At 61.9% G+C, this 16765-nt stretch carries 17 protein-coding genes; 7 read left to right on the forward strand and 10 right to left on the reverse strand.

Annotated elements, in window-relative coordinates; genetic code table 11:
* Positions 1-707 precede the first annotated feature (707 nt).
* Entirely contained in the window at positions 708-1325 is a 618-nt protein-coding gene (locus ACMGDM_RS16920) for a recombinase family protein (protein WP_436805300.1), read from the reverse strand.
* 246 nt (positions 1326-1571) lie between these two features.
* Here ACMGDM_RS16920 and ACMGDM_RS16925 point away from each other — a divergent pair, with 246 nt between their 5' ends.
* Together ACMGDM_RS16925 and ACMGDM_RS16930 are read left to right on the forward strand one after the other, a co-directional pair.
* Positions 1572-1850 carry an AbrB/MazE/SpoVT family DNA-binding domain-containing protein gene (locus tag ACMGDM_RS16925; RefSeq protein WP_436805370.1) on the forward strand — a complete coding sequence of 93 codons (279 nt, stop codon included), beginning with the start codon at positions 1572-1574 and terminating at the stop codon, positions 1848-1850.
* Positions 1847-2233, forward strand: coding sequence for a type II toxin-antitoxin system VapC family toxin (locus ACMGDM_RS16930; protein WP_436805301.1), 387 nt, complete (start codon positions 1847-1849; stop codon positions 2231-2233). The genes ACMGDM_RS16925 and ACMGDM_RS16930 overlap by 4 nt, the downstream gene beginning before the upstream one ends.
* Positions 2234-2286: 53 nt before the next feature.
* Here ACMGDM_RS16930 and ACMGDM_RS16935 read toward each other — a convergent pair whose 3' ends face one another.
* Together ACMGDM_RS16935 and ACMGDM_RS16940 are read right to left on the reverse strand one after the other, a co-directional pair.
* Complete coding sequence (locus ACMGDM_RS16935; RefSeq protein ID WP_496047873.1) at positions 2287-3039, reverse strand: EAL domain-containing protein; 753 nt, start codon at positions 3037-3039, stop codon at positions 2287-2289.
* A 567-nt stretch (positions 3040-3606) separates the two neighbouring features.
* A complete protein-coding gene (locus ACMGDM_RS16940) occupies positions 3607-6294 on the reverse strand; it encodes a hybrid sensor histidine kinase/response regulator (protein WP_436805302.1) in 2688 nt (895 codons plus the stop codon).
* A gap of 580 nt (positions 6295-6874) precedes the next feature.
* Between ACMGDM_RS16940 and ACMGDM_RS16945 the strand changes: the two genes are divergently transcribed.
* Positions 6875-8047 carry an ATP-binding protein gene (locus ACMGDM_RS16945; RefSeq protein ID WP_436805303.1) on the forward strand — a complete coding sequence of 391 codons (1173 nt, stop codon included), beginning with the start codon at positions 6875-6877 and terminating at the stop codon, positions 8045-8047.
* Between the two features lie 4 nt (positions 8048-8051).
* Positions 8052-8441: a response regulator gene (locus ACMGDM_RS16950; protein ID WP_436805304.1), complete on the forward strand. Its 390-nt coding sequence runs from the start codon at positions 8052-8054 to the stop codon at positions 8439-8441.
* A 107-nt stretch (positions 8442-8548) separates the two neighbouring features.
* Here the strand turns inward: ACMGDM_RS16950 and ACMGDM_RS16955 are convergent, their stop codons facing one another.
* The 3 genes from ACMGDM_RS16955 to ACMGDM_RS16965 all read right to left on the reverse strand — a co-directional run bounded on the left by ACMGDM_RS16955 (position 8549) and on the right by ACMGDM_RS16965 (position 12144).
* Positions 8549-9124, reverse strand: a complete 576-nt coding sequence (locus ACMGDM_RS16955; protein WP_436805305.1) for a methyl-accepting chemotaxis protein — start codon at positions 9122-9124, stop codon at positions 8549-8551.
* On the reverse strand, positions 9087-9866 hold the full coding sequence (locus ACMGDM_RS16960) for a hypothetical protein (RefSeq protein WP_436805306.1): 780 nt from the start codon (positions 9864-9866) through the stop codon (positions 9087-9089). Before ACMGDM_RS16960 ends, ACMGDM_RS16955 begins: the two co-directional genes overlap by 38 nt.
* Positions 9867-10293: 427 nt before the next feature.
* Complete coding sequence (locus ACMGDM_RS16965; protein ID WP_436805307.1) at positions 10294-12144, reverse strand: methyl-accepting chemotaxis protein; 1851 nt, start codon at positions 12142-12144, stop codon at positions 10294-10296.
* 453 nt (positions 12145-12597) lie between these two features.
* Here ACMGDM_RS16965 and ACMGDM_RS16970 point away from each other — a divergent pair, with 453 nt between their 5' ends.
* On the forward strand, positions 12598-12735 hold the full coding sequence (locus tag ACMGDM_RS16970) for a hypothetical protein (protein WP_436805308.1): 138 nt from the start codon (positions 12598-12600) through the stop codon (positions 12733-12735).
* Between the two features lie 184 nt (positions 12736-12919).
* Here the strand turns inward: ACMGDM_RS16970 and ACMGDM_RS16975 are convergent, their stop codons facing one another.
* Together ACMGDM_RS16975 and ACMGDM_RS16980 are read right to left on the reverse strand one after the other, a co-directional pair.
* Positions 12920-13897: a GGDEF domain-containing protein gene (locus ACMGDM_RS16975; RefSeq protein ID WP_436805309.1), complete on the reverse strand. Its 978-nt coding sequence runs from the start codon at positions 13895-13897 to the stop codon at positions 12920-12922.
* Positions 13890-14129, reverse strand: coding sequence for a hypothetical protein (locus ACMGDM_RS16980; protein ID WP_436805310.1), 240 nt, complete (start codon positions 14127-14129; stop codon positions 13890-13892). Before ACMGDM_RS16980 ends, ACMGDM_RS16975 begins: the two co-directional genes overlap by 8 nt.
* Positions 14130-14753: 624 nt before the next feature.
* Between ACMGDM_RS16980 and ACMGDM_RS16985 the strand changes: the two genes are divergently transcribed.
* Positions 14754-14999, forward strand: coding sequence for an AbrB/MazE/SpoVT family DNA-binding domain-containing protein (locus ACMGDM_RS16985; RefSeq protein WP_436805311.1), 246 nt, complete (start codon positions 14754-14756; stop codon positions 14997-14999).
* On the forward strand, positions 14996-15385 hold the full coding sequence (locus tag ACMGDM_RS16990) for a type II toxin-antitoxin system VapC family toxin (RefSeq protein ID WP_436805312.1): 390 nt from the start codon (positions 14996-14998) through the stop codon (positions 15383-15385). Before ACMGDM_RS16985 ends, ACMGDM_RS16990 begins: the two co-directional genes overlap by 4 nt.
* Before the next feature lie 81 nt (positions 15386-15466).
* Here the strand turns inward: ACMGDM_RS16990 and ACMGDM_RS16995 are convergent, their stop codons facing one another.
* Both ACMGDM_RS16995 and ACMGDM_RS17000 read right to left on the reverse strand, forming a co-directional pair.
* Positions 15467-16024: a hypothetical protein gene (locus ACMGDM_RS16995; protein ID WP_436805313.1), complete on the reverse strand. Its 558-nt coding sequence runs from the start codon at positions 16022-16024 to the stop codon at positions 15467-15469.
* Positions 16025-16501: 477 nt separating this feature from the next.
* On the reverse strand, positions 16502-16702 hold the full coding sequence (locus tag ACMGDM_RS17000; protein ID WP_436805314.1) for a hypothetical protein: 201 nt from the start codon (positions 16700-16702) through the stop codon (positions 16502-16504).
* Positions 16703-16765 lie beyond the last annotated feature (63 nt).

Raw genomic sequence — 16765 nt, forward strand, 5'->3', positions numbered from 1 at the left:
TTCTATCTGAACCTCACGCTGCGCCAAGCGTGGAAATCAGGCGAGTGTAGCGCCGCTCGGCCCACACCAGCCTCGCTGGACGGGTGGAGCAGGCTAGACGCGGCGTGAGGCCCAGACACGGCCGCTTCGAGGTGAGCGAGGAGGACTGCGCTGACATAGATAAGTTGGCCCCGCTCGTGACCTCGCGCTGATTAGCCGGACGGTCATGATTGGACGGCGGCTACGTGCCAGCCGCGCGTCGATGCGGCGAGCCGCTCTTCACCAGCAACCAGCAGTCAGGCCTCTTGCTCAATCACGTGAACGAATCAGCGTTTTGCAGCCTCGCTATCCGAAAGCGGCCGTTCCGGTTTCCTGCCACAGTTTGGTGGTCGGCAGCCTCACCAAGCGCGCGGGGCTCCCCCGACCCTCTTAGCTGCGGCCGCTTCCACGTCGTTCAGATCGGCCTGCGTCAGTACGCCAGCGGCGAGAACCTTTCGCATAAGCTCGTCCAGAAGGGCGGCCAAAAAGTGAACCTCCGCGCTCTCTGACTCGGTGTCTTCACCTTCTGAGTTCACGTGCGTGCCACAACACCTCCCGCGATAAACTCGCCGGAATGATGATCGCCGCCTGGGACGGACGAAGCAACAGGGATGCTGGAGTCTGCGGACGCGGCCTACGCTATGACGCGCCATATGTGCCGCCAGTCCATTGGGTAGAGGAAGGCGTGCTCAGGACGGATCGGCAGCCGTCCCCTCCCCTGCACCGGCCGCCGGCGCCTCGCCCGCGCTCGATCGCTGCGGCGGTTGGCTTCGCATGAAGCGGTACACGGTTCCGCGGGATATCCCGAGCTGACGCGCAATGTGCGACGGTCGAACGCCCTCAGCAGCCAGTCTGCGCACGGCCTCCGGATCGATGCGCGGCTTGCCTCCCTTGTAGGCGCCTCTCGCCTTCGCTGCCTGTATGCCCTCCGCCTGGCGCTCCTTGCGCAAGTTCGTCTCAAACTCGGCGAAGACTCCGAGCATGTCGAGGAAGGCCTTCCCAGCTGCCGTCCCGGTGTCGATCGGCTGCTCTGTCGCCTTCAGCGACACTCCCCTGCCCTTCAGCTCGTGAACAATATCCTGCAGGTCCTTCATCGAGCGGGCGAGCCGGTCGATGCGCGTCACCACGAGCGTGTCGCCATCGCGGAGGAAGTCGAGCAGGATCTGGAGCTCGGGTCGTGACCCACGCTCGACGCCGGACTTTTTCTCCGATCGGATCGTCTGGCATCCCGCTTCGCGCAGCGCCGCAACCTGGATGCCGAGGTCCTGATCGATCGTTGAGACCCGCGCGTAGCCGAACAGCGTCATGATACCCCTTTCTGTTCGACCAGCTTCTAGACCCGCTCGGCCAACTGTCCAATATAGCTGCGAACAACCCTGATTGAACGGCAAAGCTGTTCTAGCGGCGGTGTACCGCCAGGGTATGCTCAGATGAACGCTCGCGATGCGCTTGATTGGAAAGAGTGTCACTCCTGCGCTTGAGCCACCACGACGACGATGTCATATGTAGTCAGCGTAGCGCTTAGAAGGAGCATGCACGTGGCCTCACAGTCCATGGACATAAGGGTGGCTGGAAACGGCCGTATGGTTCTGCCAGCATCAGTCCGCCAGGCGATGGGCTTGCATGGAGACACAAAGGTCATATTGACGGTCGAGAACGACCAGGTCCGATTGTCTCCTATCGGCCACGGGGTGTCACGCGCGCAGGCGCTCTACCGGGAGCATGCCAAGCAGCCCCGTACGATCGATGACTTCCTTGCTGATCGCAAGGCAGAGGCTGCCACAGAGGCAAGTGAGGCTGGCTCGTCGGACCCGCACCTAGATCCGGCATGACATCCGTGGTGTTCGATGCGTCAGCCGTGCTGGCGCTGGTTCGGGACGAACCCGGCGCTGACAAGGTCAGCCCTCATGTTGGTCGGGCTGCAATCTCGGCTGTCAATCTCCAGGAGGTGGTCAAGGAGCTGCTGCTGAGCGGCTTAGATGCCGGCACTATCCGGGAGCTGCTCGACGAGCTTCGTCTAGACGTTCGGTCCCATGATGTGGGAGCCGCTTTCGCGGCTGCCGAGCTCCACGCTTATACACGGGAGTTCGGACGTGGGCTCGGCGATCGGTCGTGCCTCGCACTGGCGATGCAACTGGGCGTGCCTGCCCTCACCGCGGATCGCGAGTGGAAGAAGGTGAAGGTCAAGGGACTCAAGGTCGAGCACATCCGCTAGCGATCGGTCGTGCGCTATGTTGCCGCCTTCGTGTGTGCTCGCTAGGGGACGCCTTACGTCTTCGTGATCTCAGGCAGGCGGGCGATCTCGGGCCTAGCGTACCAGAAGCCCTGATGGAAGCGTACGCCTAGTTGGCGAAGCGCACGGGCCTCCGCCTCCGTTTCAATCCCTTCCGCGATGAGGAGAGTGTCGAGTTCCTCGCACATTCTCACCATCGATCGCACGATGGCGCGGCGACGCAGGTCCGTGTCGATCCCGCGGATCAGGCTCATGTCCAGCTTGACCTCGTCCGGAGCGAACCGGGCGAACATATCGAGGCCGGAGTGACCTGCGCCGAAATCGTCGATCGCGACCGAGAACCCAACGCTCTTGTATGTCTCGATGATGCTCATGACGTGCTGGGGCGAGCCCATCTCCTGGTTCTCGGTGAACTCGAAGATCAGCCGGTCACGCGGCAGCCCCGCCTGCTCGGCAGTGCGTAGCGTCAGCTGAATACACGCGAGCGGTGAGTAGACCGCATTCGGAAGAAAGTTGATGGATAGACGCGCGTCGGCGTCGAGCAGCCCTGCGTTCAGCGCACCCTCGATTGCCTTGACGCGGCACGCCTGATCGAAGGCGTAGCGGTTGGTCTCATTCACACGGGCCAGGACCGAGAGAGCGCCCGAGCCGTCTACTCCGCGGATCAACGCCTCATAGGCGAACGCTCGTCCGAGCTCCACGTCGACGATCGGCTGGTAGGCCATCGTGAACGGTACGTCGAAGTCAACGCCATCGCGGCAACCGGAGCAGATCCTGCGCATCTCCATGCCGGCTTAGCTACCTTAGCAATCTTAAAACAGCCTGAAAACAGCGCTTTGCTTCTCCTGCAAGCCCCAAAAGAGTTGCGCCTATCAGGCGAGAGGGTTGAGAGCGCGCCGTAGCCTTGCTGCGGTCCGCCGAGGCATCGCTAGTAGCTCCGAAGGACGTTCAGCCGATCCACTTAGCACGTGACCACCTCATTCTGCATCGTTGGCGGGCAAGCGCTCGACGCGCAATACCGCTCGCGACGCTCGCATCAGCCTGGCTGCAAGGGCCGCAGCCTCCCTCTTTGTAAGCGGCACCAAGAAGGTAGCGCCTTCAAGCCAAACCTTCTCGCGATCGGAATCGACCCTCAGGACCATCGCACGTCCTCCATTCAGTGGCGAACATAGCGAATGCAGGCTTTGGCATCCTCAACGTGAGATAGGAGAGCGGCCAAGGCCGCCGCTGTCCGTTGCGGGCACGCGGTGGGCATGCAATGCCGGGATTAAATCAAGTTGATCCACTTTCCCAGCTGACAGCTCGCGGCTCCCTTTGCTCATCGCGCGGTACGCGCGGCGATGAGCGAGTGGAAGTCAGGTTCTCGGAGGTGCGAGACGTGCGATGCTGGATGCAAGCTCGGCGCTTCTGAATGGCTTAACGAGGCGCGGCAGGTCGGTGGCGAGGCCTTCTACGTCTGCGTAACCTGAGACGATAAGGATCGGCAGGCCGGGGAACGTCTCGCGCAGCGCTGAAGCCAGCTCCACCCCGGTCATGCCCGGCATCAGGTGGTCGGTTACAAGCAGGTCAGGGTACAGCCCGTCCCCGACGAGCGCCAAAGCGTCTTCTGCTGAGGCGGCCTCGCGCACCTTGTACCCGAGTTCCTCGAGCATGTCCGCCGTGCTGGCCCGCACCACGCCCTCGTCGTCGACGAGTAGTGCGAGGCCACGAGCTGTCTGGTCTGCCGAGGCGGAGGTAAGCTCAACATCGGCGATTGGAACGAGCGCGCTGACCGGTAGCCAGAGCTCAACTGTCGTGCCGGCACCCTCCCGGCTCTGGATGGTCAGCACGCCACCAAGCTGAGCCGCCAGGCCGTGCACCATAGAGAGGCCGAGACCGGTGCCTTTGCCAATCCCTTTGGTCGAGAAGAAGGGTTCGACCGCCCGCGAGAGCGTCGCTTCATCCATCCCCGCCCCGGTGTCGGCGACGGAAAGTCGCACATAGTGGCCACGCTTTAGCGTGCCGTCGGTCGTGCGGACGCTTTCGCGTGTTGCGCTGATCCTCAGCGTGCCACCATGCGGCATCGCGTCGCGTGCGTTCACACCAAGGTTGAGGATCGCCATCTCGAGCTGGCTAGGATCTGCTTGAGCGGGCGGCAAGTTGTCTGCCACATCGACAATCACGCGAGTTTGTGGACCGGTCGTCGTCGCGAGAAGATCAGCCATGCCCTCCACGAGCCTGGCGATATCTACTGCTACGGTCTTAAGTGGCTGACGCCTGGCGAAGGCAAGGAGGCGTTGCACCAACGTCGTTGCCCGATCCGCGGCCTGAATTGCACCGGCGATGAGTCGCTGCTCGCGTTCTCCCCCTACGCGCTTGCGTTGGAGAAGGTCCAGGGATCCAACGATTGGCGTGAGCAGGTTGTTGAAGTCGTGAGCTACTCCGCCCGTCAGCTGACCCATGGCTTCCATCTTCTGGCTCTGACGCAGCGCGTCCTGGGCGCGCGCGAGCTCCTCGGCGGCCTCTTTCTCGTGGGTGACATCTCGCCCGACGGCGTAGAAGACCTCGCCCTCGGGCACGAGCGTCCAAGAGATCCAGCGCCATGAGCCGTCCGCATGCGCCAGCCGGTCCTCGAAGCGCTCGATCGTCTCACCGCGCAGAAGCTTGGCGACCGCCTTTATCACCGCCTCGTGGTCGTCAGGGTGAACCTGCTCGCGAAAGGAGAGACCGAGCAGCGTCGCGGTGTCGCGGCCGAGCGTCGTCTCCCACGCTGGGTTGATCGCCTTCAGAAAGCCGTCAAAGCCCATGACCGCGAGCAGGTCCCGGCTCATCTCCCAAACCCGGTTGCGCTCGGAGGTTTGTGTTGTGACCTCCTGCTCCAGGCGCTCGTTGAGCTGCTGGAGCCGGATCTCGTCAGCCTTCCGCGCGGTGATGTCGATCGCGGTGCCGATCACCCGGAAGCACGTGCCCTGCGCGTCGAATAAGCCGCGCCCCTTTGCCGCGACCCAGCGGATGATGCCATCCTCTTTCCCGACCGTCCGGTACTCAACATTGTACAGCGCGCGTCGATCGGGGTCGCTCGCGGACTCGTAGGCGAGCCGGGTCTTTTCACGATCATCTGGGTGGACACCATTATAGAAGTCGTCCAGCGTGACCGGCACATCCGGCGAGATGCCGAACATTGCCTTGACCCGCGGCGGCCAGAACATCGTTCCGCTGGCCTGGTCGACATCCCACAGGCCTACTTCTGCGACGCCGGTAGCAAGCCGCAGCTGCTCCTCGCTCAGCGTCAGCCTCTCCTCTGCCTCGCGCCGCTCGTCGATGTCGATGACGGAGCCGACATAGCCCAGATACTCGCCGTCGTCGCTGAAGCGCGGGCTTGCAGCATCGATCGCCCAACGATACGCACCTGACGCACTACGCAGGCGGTACTCCACCCGAAAGGACGCCTGATTGGCGTTGGCCGCGACGAAGGCTTCCTCGGCTCGTTGGCGGTCATCCGGGTGCGTGGCCTCCAGCCAACCGTAACCCTCCGCCTCCTCGGCGGTCTGGCCGGTGAACTCGTACCATTTACGGTTGAGATAGGTGCAATAGCCAGTGGGATCTGTCACCCACATCATGACCGGCGAATGGTCCGCCAGGTTGCGGAAACGACTTTCACTTTCGGTCAGCGCTGCCTGGCGCGCCACCTCTTGTGTAAGGTCGCGTACTTCGATGATCGTGCCGACAGGCTGTCCATCATCGCCAGCGATCGGTGAGGCCGTGAAGGCTACCGGGAAGAAATGGCCATCCTTGTGGACGAGGACCTCCTCGCCTTGGGTTCGGTACTGCGCAGGGAAGACCCGGTCTATCGGACATTCTTCGGCCGGATACGGGCTGCCGTCGGGGCGCTGATGATGCACCAGGTCGTGCAGCGGCCGGTGCAGCGCTTCTGCAAGGCGATACCCTGTTAGCTCCTCCGCAGCATGGTTCATGAAGACGCAGCGCTGCTGCTCATCCATCAGGAAGATAGCCATCATCGTGTTGTCGACGATGGCGTTCAGGCGGCGTTCGATCGAGTTCAAGAGCGGTTGCCTCTCACGTCCCTGCGTTGCTCCGGTATGCCCTCAGCGTTTTGGCCGCAGTGTCCTAAGCGCAACGCCTGCCATAGGCCGCGCCAGCAGAGGCTCCAACAGGTTCCTAGTGAGCGTCGTGACACCTCATGCTGATGTTCACGTTCTAGTGAGAACGAAAGAAGATCAATAGGTTCCGCTTGTGGCGGCCAGGGTCTCGAGGGCAGCAGCTATGGCCTCCGGCGCCTCGATCATGGCTTCGCACGCGAACGTAAACGCGAGATCACGGTAAGCCGGCCTCAGCTCGCAAGTGAGCCGGATTTTTGAGTCATCTTCCCGTTTGAGTTGAAGGAGCGGAGGAATAGGCGTTGGCACCGAACCCTGTTGTAGCGAACGCTGATTGTTTTTGATCTCGGTTTCAAACAGTTCGATCCGGATTACAGCCAGTTCGGATATCAAATTGGCAAACTGCTCGCTTTTGCGGCGGTGATCGAAGCAGCCGTGAAATCAGCCGAGGCACAACGCGGAGCTTTGATTTCGAGCAATAACATAGGCCATTCACTGAGCTAGACGGCCGAGGGGAGAACCGGGAATGCTTGAGCTTTTTCAACAGATGCTGGCGGAGCGAGGCCTCCCACCTCATGGCTACTGCCTCCTCTGGGATCCCGCCCTGATCTGGACACACGCTGTTTCAGATGTCCTGATCGGATTATCTTACTTCTCTATCCCAATTGTGATTGCGCGCTTTCTCACGCACCGCTCCGATGTCCAATTCAGCTGGGTGATATGGATGTTCGCAGCCTTCATTATGGCATGCGGTACGACGCACTTCTTTTCGATCCTGACCCTGTGGATACCAGCCTACGGCATCGAAGGGCTTATCAAGGTCATAACGGCCGTGGTTTCAGTCATAACCGCGACTGCGTTGTGGCCTCTTCTCCCGCGCGCCCTAGCTCTTCCCTCCCCGGCCCAACTTAGCGCTGCGAATGCGGAGCTGAACTCTCTCGTCGAGCAAAGAGATCGAGCTTACGTCGATCTGCAGCGGGCGAGTGAGGAACGGCAGTTTGCCCAGGACATGCTTCGACAATCTCAGAAGATGGAGGCGGTCGGCCAGCTAACGAGCGGCGTAGCTCACGACTTCAACAATCTCCTCACCGTGGTCATCGCCAACCTAGATCGCGCTGAGCGGCTGCTCGGTGACGCTCCTCGTGCGAAGATCGCAATTACGTCGGCGTTGGAGGGCGCAGAGCAAGCGTCAAAGCTTGTGGATCAGCTACTATCCTTTGCACGGAAGCAGCCTCTGCAGAACACGGCATGTGATCTCAACAGCATCGTTCTTGACACGAGTAATCTCGTAGAGCGGACAATCGGAGAAAAGGCTACCGTTCAGTACGACCTTGAGCCTAATCTGCCCTTTGTCTCGATAGACCTCAACCAGGCCCAGAACGCAATTCTGAACCTTGTTGTGAACGCACGAGACGCCGTCTCTCCGGGCGGCCACATCACAATCAAAACGTGGCATGACCATCGCCGCTTGGTGCTCTTGTCTGTCACCGACGACGGCGAGGGAATGCCTTCGGAGGTGGCGGATAGAGCATTTGAGCCATTCTTTACAATGAAAGAACCCGGGAAAGGTACCGGTCTCGGATTAAGCCAGGTCTACGGATTTGCGAGGCAGTCACTCGGAGATGTTACGATTACGACTGAACTGGGCAGCGGGACAACCGTGTGCATACAGTTTCCCGCAACCAACCCAGAAAGTTAAAGCAATGTCGCCTTTTGATCCACTTGCTCCGAAAGTTCTCCTTGTCGAAGACGAGCCGCTAGTGCGGGCAATAGCGGCACAAGAGCTGGAGGACTACGGCTTTACCATTGTAGCTGCTAGCAACGGCGACGAGGCGATAGCTCGTCTGATGAACGGCGAACAATTCGATTTAATTTTTACGGACATCCGCATGCCTGGAAATAACGACGGTTGGCAGGTAGCGTCCTATGCGAGGAAGAAGATCCCTGGTGTTGCTGTTATATACGCGACGGGCTACTCGGAAAAGCCGGAAAACCTAGTAGAGGGCTCGCTGTTTTTTAAGAAGCCCTATCGCTTGGGTGCAATCTGTTCGGGAGCTGCCTCGCTCGGCATCAAGCCGAGGAGTGTCAATTGATGATGCCTGCTTGAGCTCAGCCTATCGATTTAGGCGTTCCGACGCCTTCTTTGTCACTGACGTCGAATGAACGGGCAATTAGCAGATGAGATGACGGGGAGGCGTCGTCATGCGGCACAGGCCTGACCGGTTCCCCGCACGCGTCCGGCCTGGCCGCTCAACTGGAAGCGTGAGACGTGCGCGGCGAGGTGCGAGGCCTCTCCCGCGAGGTCTCGCGCGGCCGCAGTAGCCTGCTCCACCATGGCGGCATTCCGCTGTGTGACGCTGTCCATCTCAGACACCGCCGTATTGACCTGTTCCAGCCCAACCGCCTGCTGCTTTGCCGAGGCAGCAATCGTGGCAACGCGCGAGCTCACCTCTGCGACCCGCGCCAAGATGCGCTCGAGCGCCTCGCCCGTCTCGCTCACCAACCGCACGCCTGACTCCACCTGCTGGCCTGAAGCGTTGATTTTATTTTTGACGTCCTTCGCCGCTTCAGCCGTGCGCAATGCAAGGGCGCGCACCTCGCTTGCCACGACTGCGAAGCCTTTGCCGGCTTCGCCGGCGCGCGCAGCCTCCACCCCGGCGTTAAGCGCCAAAAGATTCGTCTGGAAGGCGATGCCGTCGATGACGCTGATGATCTCACCAATCTCTGCCGATGCCCGCTCAATTCCGCTCATCGCCTCGATGGCGCGGCCGACCACCCCGCTTGATCGCTGCGCCTCCTCGCGCGCCTGGCTCGCCGCCGCATCGGCTTGACAGCCCTCTGCGCGGTGTCTCGTACCGTGGTGGTGATTTGCACCATTGCGGCCGCCGTTTCCTCGAGACTAGCGGCCTGTTGCTCGATGCGCAGCGATAGGTCGTCCGGGGCCTGCCGGATATCGGCGGCGCCATGGTTGATGCCCGCGCTGGTTCCAGCCACCAAAGCAACGGTCGCTTCCACGCGCCCATGGCGCGGTTGAAGTCGATCCGCAGTTGCTCATAGACCGACGCGAACGGCGTGACGATGCGATGGCTCAGATCGTTCGCGGCGAGGCGCGCGAGCCCTTCGCCCAGCGCCTTCACGACCTGGATCTGGCTTCCCGAGGCGGCTGCGAGTGCCTCACCGTTGCGCCGAAAGATGCCCATTGCCCGGGCCATCCGACCAACGCAGTCCTGGAAATAGCCGAAGTCGATGGGCGTCGCAAAATCGCCTTGGGCGAGACGCTCCATTCGCACCAAGGTGGACACGTAGGGATCGCAAATCAGCTTGCGAGCGCACAGGGTAAGAGCGCCGATCAGCACGAGCGCGACAACGGCCATCAACGTGAGAGTGGCTGCCTGCTCCGGCTTCATCGCTGCCGCAGCAGTGGTAGCTACCGGCACGGCTCCGAGTGCGACATAGAGGCAGAACAGCGTCGAAAACTTCTTCCTGATCGGCGCGTCGCCTTGAAACCAGCGGATCATTTTAGCCGTCCGTCGCTTGTTCTTCCGAGCTTTCAGCCACGCCAGCAATTCGCTAACGGCGCTCTAAGAGGGTCTCACGGCAACGAAGCAATCCCCGGCTCGCCAGCGCAATCACCTGCCCTTTGCGCGGCTAGTATGACCTTCCTGCCTCCGCAGGATAAGGGCGAGAGAGGCGAGGACGCGAGCGCCCTCGCAAAATACGCTTCAACGCCCTGCACGAAGTCAGCGCATCAACGCCGATCTGGCAACCCATGCTCCACAACATGATCGACGATGGCTTGCAAAGCCTCCGCATAGCTACGCAACTCGAGCACATCGTATTGTAAGCAGGCCCATGACGCGGCGTCCTGAGCGCTGCGCACACGCGCCTCTTTCAGCTCAGCCTCACTCCGAGTCAGGTGACCTTGGTTCGCCATAGCGCGTGCCCTCAAAAGCTCGACCAGTCATCCTGAGCCACAGCGACGGCCGCGTTGCTCCGGTTCGCGCGGGCGCTAGCAGCAATCCGAGCACCTGCCTGCGCCGCTCGGTCCTGAAGCTGGTGAACAGGAGAGGCAGGACGACGCTCCATCACCTCAGCCGATAGCCGGAAGCGGGCGACCTGTCGCGACATGTTCTCCGTCTCTTCGGCGAGGCTTCGCGCCGCGGCTGTGGCTTCTTCCACCATCGCGGCATTCTGCTGGGTCACGCCGTCCATCTCGGAGACTGCCGTGTTAACCTGCTGCAGGCCAATCGACTGCTGCTCCGCGGCAGAGGCGATATCGGACACGAGCGTGCTGATCTCGCCGATCCTGCCCGAAATGCGGGTCAAGGCCTCGCCAGTCTGCCCAACCAGGGCCACGCCGACGTCAACCTGGTCGGTTGATGCCGTGATCTTGGCTTTGACGTCCTTCGCCGCCTCAGCAGAGCGCTGAGCAAGGGCTCGAACCTCGCTCGCAACCACCGCGAAGCCCTTGCCCGCGTCACCCGCACGCGCGGCTTCGACGCCGGCATTCAGTGCGAGCAGGTTGGTCTGGAAGGCGATCCCGTCGATCACGGCGATGATGTCGCTGATCTCGCCTGATGACCGTTCGATGTCGGTCATGGCAGCCACGGCTCGCTGCACCACGTCCGCCGACTGCACCGCGTCCGCGCGAGCCTCCAGAACGACGCCGTTCGCGCGCGTCGCGTTGTCGGCGGTCTCCCGAACGGTGGTGGTAATCTGATGCATCGCCGCGGCCGTCTCTTCGAGGCTCGCAGCCTGCTGCTCGGTGCGGCGGGAAAGGTCGTCGGACGCCTGGCGGATATCACCGGCTCCGTTGGTGATCCCGGCGGCGCTCGCATTAACCGCCTGCAGCGTTCCCGAGACCGCCTCCATAGCGGCGTTGAAGTCGCCCTTCAGCTTCGCGAAGGGACCCGTCAGGTCGGCCTCGATTCGGGTGGTGAGGTCACCTTGCGCGAGCGCCGAGAGGCCGCTGCCGACACTCTCAACGATCAGCGCGGTCTGCTCCTGCTTGGCACGCTCCGCGGCGATCAGCTGATCGCGCAGAAGGGTAACAGACGACGCGAGCTTGCCCACCTCATCGCGCCGGTCATCCTTGCCAAGCGTGACATCGAGCTTGCCGCCCGCCATCTGGGCGATGGCGATGTTCAGGTCACGGAGGGGCCGCGACACCAGCTTCACCATGAGGAACAAGGTCAGGAGGATCACGGCTAGCGCTATACCGACTGCCGCTGCGATGACGAGCTTGGAGCTTGCGAAATTCGCTGCCGCAGCGCTCTTCGCGTCCGCCTCCTGCGCCTGGAAGAGGGTCCGAAGAGCCGCGATTTCGTGGGCGAGCTTATTGCTATCGCTCCGTACGCCGAGAAGGGCCTGCGACGCTCCCATGTCGTCTCCGCCGCGCGACATTTCGATCACGCGATCGTCACGTCCGGTGATCGCCGGCAGGATCGTATCGATGCGCGAAACAGCCGCCTTCGCCTCGGGCGCGGTTACAAGAGCACCAAGCTCCTGACTTGCCTTGATGGTAGCCTGCCGTGCCTGATCTACCGCCTCATCCGCTTCCCGAAGATTGTCCGGCGATGCAGCGATATGCCGGTACATCGACGTACGATAAGCGGCAAACTTGCCCTCCAGCTGCCCGAGCGCGACGGCCTTCGGCAGCCGATTGTCTGCGAACGCGCTGACGTCATCGTTCATGGTCGACAGTTTGGAGAGCGCGACTGCGCTCAGACCCAGCACGATCAGCATGCAGCAGCCGAAAGCTACCAAAAGCTTGTTCAACAGCGACAGGTTCTTCATACGTCCCCCGTACTAGTCCGATGGCACCGACAACGGCGGAAAACCTCCGCCCTCATGTGCTGAGCGGCAACTGCCGCGATCGAAGATGGTTTTTTTACTCACCGCCGGCTGAGAAGCTGCCTCTCAGCATTGGTTCTCCGAACGACGATGCCGGTCTTTTTCAGCACCGAAGTAGCTGCAGCTCGGTACTCGTTCCACCGTGACCCATTATCACCGGCGCTCCACCGCGCGACGTGATCTCGTATCTCTGCGTGGAGCTCGTCCACTTCCGTGATAAGACGAGATTGCGAAGGCTTTGATGCTCCCTCCGCGGAACCCAAAGCGGCTTTGAGGAACCAGCGGTAGTTGCAGAACGCCTTCGTGAGCTGCCATCGCAGGCAGGCGAGCGCGGACAGGTCCGACGGCGCTCCCGCTGACTGTAGGAGAGCCATCGTAGACTCGATAATGCATTCGATGCTGGCCGCCAAAGACGTCAGCCGATCCTCTCTCGCCCCGCTCTCCATGCATCAATCGGTACGGGAATCTGCTTACCAAATTATGGGCAAGGCGCTGTTTACGCCCGAATATATGCGCGATCTGGATCAAGGATAGGCATCGATGACCTGAGCAGCCGCCGTAAAGGCAGTGAGCGCCGGCCGCTAAGCTGGTCGGCAGGTGCACCTCTGGCCCACCTGCCCAAACCATTCGCGCCGGCTATCTCTCAGCTCGCCGATGAAGGGCAGCGACGAGGGTCGAACCGTCTCTGCGAAGAACAGCCGGTTGCCACCTGTCGCCCTCAGCAGGGTCGAATAGCGTTTCTGCCCGCCTGCTTCGCTGCGTATAGCATGATATCAGCTGCCTTTAGCCAGTCGTTGAACGAGGTGATGGCCTGGCTCAAAGGCGCTATACCCAAACTCGCCGTGACCGGGAGAAGCGCCAGGTCAGACAGAGTTGGCGGATGCGCTTCGATCGCGCGTCGGATGCGCTCCGCTGCGATAAAGGCATCTTCTGGTCCAGCCTCGGGCAGCAGGATGCCGAACTCCTCTCCGCCGAGCCGCCCCATAACATCGCTCGGCCGCACCGTAGCCTTGATCACCTCGGCAACGTGCCGGAGAACCTTGTCTCCCGTAGCGTGGCCATGCTCATCGTTGATCGCCTTGAAGTGGTCGAGGTCGAGCATGATGAGCGAGCCCGGTCGTTGGTACCTGGCGTACCGAGCTATTTCGAGCTCGACCTGTTCAACAAACCCGCGGCGGGTTAGCGCTCCGGTCAGGTAATCGCTCTGCGCGATGAGCCTGAGCTCAAGCTCGTCGCAGACGATGTTGGCGAAATTGGACAGGATGCCGATATCAGCCGGACTGAACCGTCGGGGGCGAGTGTCCATAGCGCAGAGCGACCCTACGTTGTAACCGTCGGGCGTGCGCAACGGTACGCCGGCATAGCTGCGGATGTATGGCGGCCCAGCCACAAGGGGACTGCCGGCAAAGCGCGGATCAGCTTCCGCGTCTTCGACAATCAACGGATCGCGCTGCTGGATCGTGTGAGTACAAAAGGAGACGGAGCGAGCCGTCTCGCTTGCGTCGACGCCAAGCTTCGCCTTGAACCACTGCCGATCACGATCAACGAGTGTGACCGTCGCGATGGGCACCGCCAGAACTGTTCTGACGAGCGTCACGATCTTCTCGAACGGCTGCTCGATCGGCGTGTCAAGAACGTTGAGACGGCGCAGTGCAGCGAGCCTGGCGTCATCGTCATGGAGAAGCGGGTCAGTCACGGACATCCCCCTTAAGCACTTGCCTTACTGCCGAGGTAAGTTCCGCGGCATAACTATCAACCAGTCCGCGAATGCTGGCTTCAACCGTCGCTTCGTCAACACCCGCTGCTCGCAAGCTCTCGATCAGCGCGGCGAGATGCGCTTGATGGCGCCGCACGCTGCTCAGGAGCGCGTCCGGTATAACAAGCGCCGGTGCATCGGTCGGCGTCGTCTCGAGCTCATCGATACGCAATGGGTAACTCCGTCATGGGCGGCCGCACCTAACCATAGATCCTTATCGTTGCATTAACCGGTTGCCAGATGCGCGCGAAACGGGGCCAGCAGCGCTTTGAAGGCGGCCGGCCGATACAAAGGCACGATCGAACAACGCCCGCAACGCCGCCTTCTCCTCGTTACTGAGCGACGGACGCAGCTGGCGCGGATCTATGAACGCGATCGGGTGCAGTCGCACCCTTCTTGCAAAGATCGCTTGCGATCACCGGTTGCTCACGACCGCACGAGCAATCGGTACAAGCGGTTAGGTCGCAACCGTCTCATCTCCCCTGCCCGTCCCGCGTCCTCATAGCGCGCCGCTAGATCGATGTCTGATCTGGGTAGCCCCAATGTGACATGTGCAATGGGTTCGCTAATCAGCCAAAAGCACCTTTGTCAGGCAGGGTATACCCTGACTACCACTCTTTAGCGCGTCTTAGCTCTTTCCATAATGCGAGGTTATGGAAAGTGGCCGCTAGCGCCGTGACAAAGGGGAGAGGGCGTGTCACAGGCACGCTGCTGTACCTTGCGGCGTTGGGCGTTGATCGTCTGCGCCTCCGAGACTATCTGCTGGCGCGAGCCCATCAGGCGTCGGAGTGCCCGCATGACCGTGCAAGTCAACATCACGCCGAACGGACGAATGAGTCTACCCGCCGACATCCGAAAGCGGCTTGGACTCACTTCCGGCGGCGCGGTCTACCTCGACGAGACGGAGGACGGCGTGGTGCTGCGCACCGCTGCCCAGGCAGTGGCTCGCGCGCAGGCGCTTGCCAGGCAGTTCACCGGCGGCAACCCCGAGGCGAGCGTGGAGGCGTTCCTCGCCCGGCGCCGCGAGGATAGCGGCGAATGACTGAGGTGGTTCTCGACGCCTCCGCGCTGATCGCCATGGTCAAGGGCGAGAAGGGAGCGGTCAAGGTCGCCGGCGCGATCGCGGGAGCGCGGATCAGCAGCGTCAACTACGCGGAGGTCGTCAGCCACTTCGTTCATGCGGGCATGCCGACCGGCGAGGTCGACGCCATGCTTCAGCCGCTGCCGTTGGTCGTGGTCTCAGCCGATCGCACGCTCGCGACTCTGGCGGGTCGATTGCGCCGCCTGACGGCGGAGGCCGGACTCAGCCTCGGCGACCGGTTCTGCCTCGCGCTGGCGCAACGCGACGGTCTGCCGGCCTGGACCAGCGATCAGAACTGGAAGAAGGTGGCCGATGCGGCCGGAGTAAAGGTCGTAGCCATCCGGTAGAAGCGTAGTCGAGCCGGGTGGCGATGGAGCTCGTCGCCGGCCTATGATCAGCGAGTGCGTCGGCGCGAACGGCCGGTCGCTTCATCGCGAAAGCTTGAGAGCACCACGTACCTCCTCGGTAAGCGTGTACACGGCGACGCGCCGGCCGCCGCGATTTTGGTGATCGACCTTATACCCTTCGTAGTGCCGCCGTACGAAGCCGGCTCGGACGAGCTCGGAGACCGCTCGGCTCACGTTCGTGCGTCCAGACTGCATCACTCTCCGTCGGACCTGATCGTCGATCAGCTTCGCGGCGGCGTCGGTCTCCGCAGGAAGGGCGCTGCCCTTCAGGAGTTCGGACCTGACCTTGTCCGCGAGGCCGATCCTTCTGGGATCGCGCTGCGCAACGGGTACCAGCGCATCGCACAGCCAGTCACGTATGGACACTCTCTGCCCGCCTTCGAAGACGTACGGCCCGGCCGACCCTGTGCGAGTGCTGGCCTGGGCTATCAGATTGAGAACCATGAAGCTGTAGCGCGGGCGCTCGCACGTCGCCGTGAGCCGCTCGATGACGCCAGCGAGGTCCAGCGGTCGGGCACGAGCCTGCGCCTCCTCGCGCTTGGTAGCAGGTTCGACTGAGAAGAGGTCGGGTTGGAACATGTCGTGATCAGAGAGCACAGTAGCGCCGGAAGGTGAATCCCCTTTCGACTTCAACTGTCGATTGCCCGCTCGTGGCACTTTACCCGGGGCAAAGTGCCACGAGCGGGTATGTACGGCGAACCTTTGCGCAGACATGGTCGCGACCTAATCGAAGATGAGGCTGATCCCTGTCGGAAGAGCGAGATCCACACCTGTCATCCAAGAGGACACGCGCGCCGCGACTATTGGCGGCGATGGTAGCTGGAGCTGGCTCGGTCCCGTCAGCTTAGCCTAACGCAGCGGGAGGAACCGATCCGCCAAGTACACTTTTGCCGCACTCGACCGCCGGCGATCGTTCCAACGCTCCGATGATCTGCTGAGAACACGGTTCTCGGCCGTTCCGAAGATCGCTGCCGCCGGCGATCAGCCATTGAAAGGTCGCCTGATCGCGTCGGCCTCAGCGCTTAGCGATAAGCGGTCCGACGGGCCTCACCGGCGCTACCGTCCGGAGCTCCCGCCGTCCGTCAGCTGGATCGGATCCGACGCGTCCATCGTCTCGTCGAGTGCCTCATCCAGCCGTGCATCGACGTTCTCCGGATCAGCCGCCAGGCGGTCCGATAGAGTCCTGTCACCGCCAGCGTCGCCGCGCTCCGACAAGCCGACGTCGCGATCTCTACTCGGTCGAAATTGGTCGGTCATCGTCCAATGCTCCTACGCACGGTCGCTGTTTCCAGGAAGTCATGTCTGATGAGACTTCTTGGA

Origin of the sequence: Sphingomonas larreae (assembly GCF_051400595.1) — a bacterium.
Classification (GTDB): Bacteria; Pseudomonadota; Alphaproteobacteria; order Sphingomonadales; family Sphingomonadaceae; genus Sphingomonas.